The sequence below is a fragment of the Corynebacterium sp. HMSC05D08 genome (genome assembly GCF_001807215.1).
Lineage (GTDB): Bacteria > Actinomycetota > Actinomycetes > Mycobacteriales > Mycobacteriaceae > Corynebacterium > Corynebacterium striatum.
Genome location: NZ_KV788335.1, coordinates 78,049 through 79,850, shown reverse-complemented (window position 1 = coordinate 79,850; position 1,802 = coordinate 78,049). Strand labels below are relative to the sequence as shown.

General features: G+C 52.4%; 2 protein-coding genes. One reads left to right on the top strand and one right to left on the bottom strand.

The window, feature by feature from the left end; all coding sequences use genetic code 11:
- Window positions 1-1,120: DDE-type integrase/transposase/recombinase (locus HMPREF3148_RS07290; RefSeq protein WP_070508930.1), on the top strand; the 1,120-nt coding region annotated here is incomplete at its 5' end.
- A 133-nt stretch (window positions 1,121-1,253) separates the two neighbouring features.
- Here HMPREF3148_RS07290 and HMPREF3148_RS13545 read toward each other — a convergent pair.
- Window positions 1,254-1,691, bottom strand: coding sequence for a hypothetical protein (locus HMPREF3148_RS13545; protein WP_034657654.1), 438 nt, complete (start codon window positions 1,689-1,691; stop codon window positions 1,254-1,256).
- Between the last annotated feature and the right edge of the window lie 111 nt (window positions 1,692-1,802).

Here is a 1,802-nt window from a genome sequence, read left to right as displayed (position 1 = left end):
TGCACGTAAACGACCGCGTAAGTCCTACAGGCACTTTGCCAGGGGCGAAGTCAATGAACTGTGGCAGATCGATGCGTTTGTCTACAGACTCTTCGATGCGCCTCACACGCAAGTGACTATCTACCAAGTTATCGACGATGCCAGCCGCTTCGACGTCGGCTCCCGAGCTTTTGGAACTCCAGAAAACGGCACCGATGCCCGCATCACGCTGCGTGGAGCCATTGATGCTTATGGACTTCCCCAAGAAGTCCTCTCTGACAACGGTGATGCCTTTGCTACCTACCATCGCGGCCGGCTGTCGCAAACCGAACGCTGGCTCGCCAGTCTGGGGGTTCAATCAAGTGCGGGTTTTGCTCCCACGACGCAAGGCAAAGACGAGCGATCGCACCAAACCATGACCAGGTTTTTGGATGCTCGTACCCCCACGACGCTCGCGCAGGTCCAACAGTTGATTGTCGACTACCGCGACTTCTACAACACACGCCGTCGCCACCAAGGACTTCTTAGGGGCAAGATGCACATCACCCCAGCCCAAGCCTGGGAGAATATCTCGCATGCCCAGCCACCGACGCAGCCGATTGACCCAGATGTTTTATGGACAAAAATCGCGAAGCAATATCACCGGATTCACCCCGACAACCAAGCAGATGCCTTAGCAGCCGACACGGTGGTCGCGACAGATAATGCCCTGGCTGAAGTTGCAGCTTCAGACAAGGCACCAGGTAACGACACAAAGGCGATCCAGCAAGATACACCCCATGCCGATTCCTCAACCGTACTGCCAAGCTCTACCGGTGTAAATGCACTCTGGCCTATCCCGGACAAGCTGTGGATCAACAAAAGCGGGGTGGTCCGCGTCATGGGACACGGCCTCTACGTCGGGCTGCGCTTTAAAAATCGAGCCATCTACAGCAGCGTAGCCGGTGACTATGCGGAATTTTTTACTGATCACGACGGTGAGAAACTGTTTTCATTTCCGCTACCGATCCAACTGAATCAGCGTCCACCCGGCGGTCAAATCAACATAAACCACGTTGTCGGCATGTGGCACCGACAACCCCCAGAGCTAAAGCCCAACCTCTCTGGGCCACGGCCAAGCCGCCGGAAGAAGCCAAACTAGCACCAGTACAAAAACTCCGTGGACTCCCCGTCCAAAAGCGGGGAGACTCCGCGTCCACAAGGTCCCTAGACTCCGAGTCCACAAAGTAGCTGGACTCCAAGTCCAAAAACCTCATGGACATAACACTGTCTGACTAGTTGTGAGTGGCTAGGGGTAGATAAATATCTGCCCCTTCGCTTTTCATTTTTTTTAGTTCCGTAAAATGCTTCGGATCGTAGTCTCTCTCGCCACCAATCCATTCAATCTTATCGTCGGAACCGTAATCTAAATACGGGGCAACAGCATTTCCTGCCAACTGATCTCCCCACCCCGTAACAGCGGTTCTCCCCTCTGATGAGTAGCTTTCACCCGATTCAAGAGTGTGTCGTGGAATCAGCGCAAATTCCATGCCAACATATGCAAGTCCTTGCGCGGATTTAACTGAAAATACGCAATATGCGTACTTGGACGTTTTCCAGGTAGCTCGTACTTCGACATCATCGGGAGACACACAATTTTCTGAGGGAAAATACCTCTTTAGTAAATGGCGTATCTCCTGGTAAAAAATTTCTGAACTCCACGTTTCCGCCATAATTCACACTCCGTATTTCACTAGGCTGCATAACTTTGGTTAAATTGCATGAGTCTTCACTATGGCTAAAACGGTACACCTGGGGTTGCCCGCAAATCGTGGACACGTAGT

Bases quoted from the DNA above. Each gene is read 5' to 3' on its own strand.
- HMPREF3148_RS13545 (WP_034657654.1), bottom strand. From the start codon at position 1,691: ATGGCGGAAACGTGGAGTTCAGAAATTTTTTACCAGGAGATACGCCAT.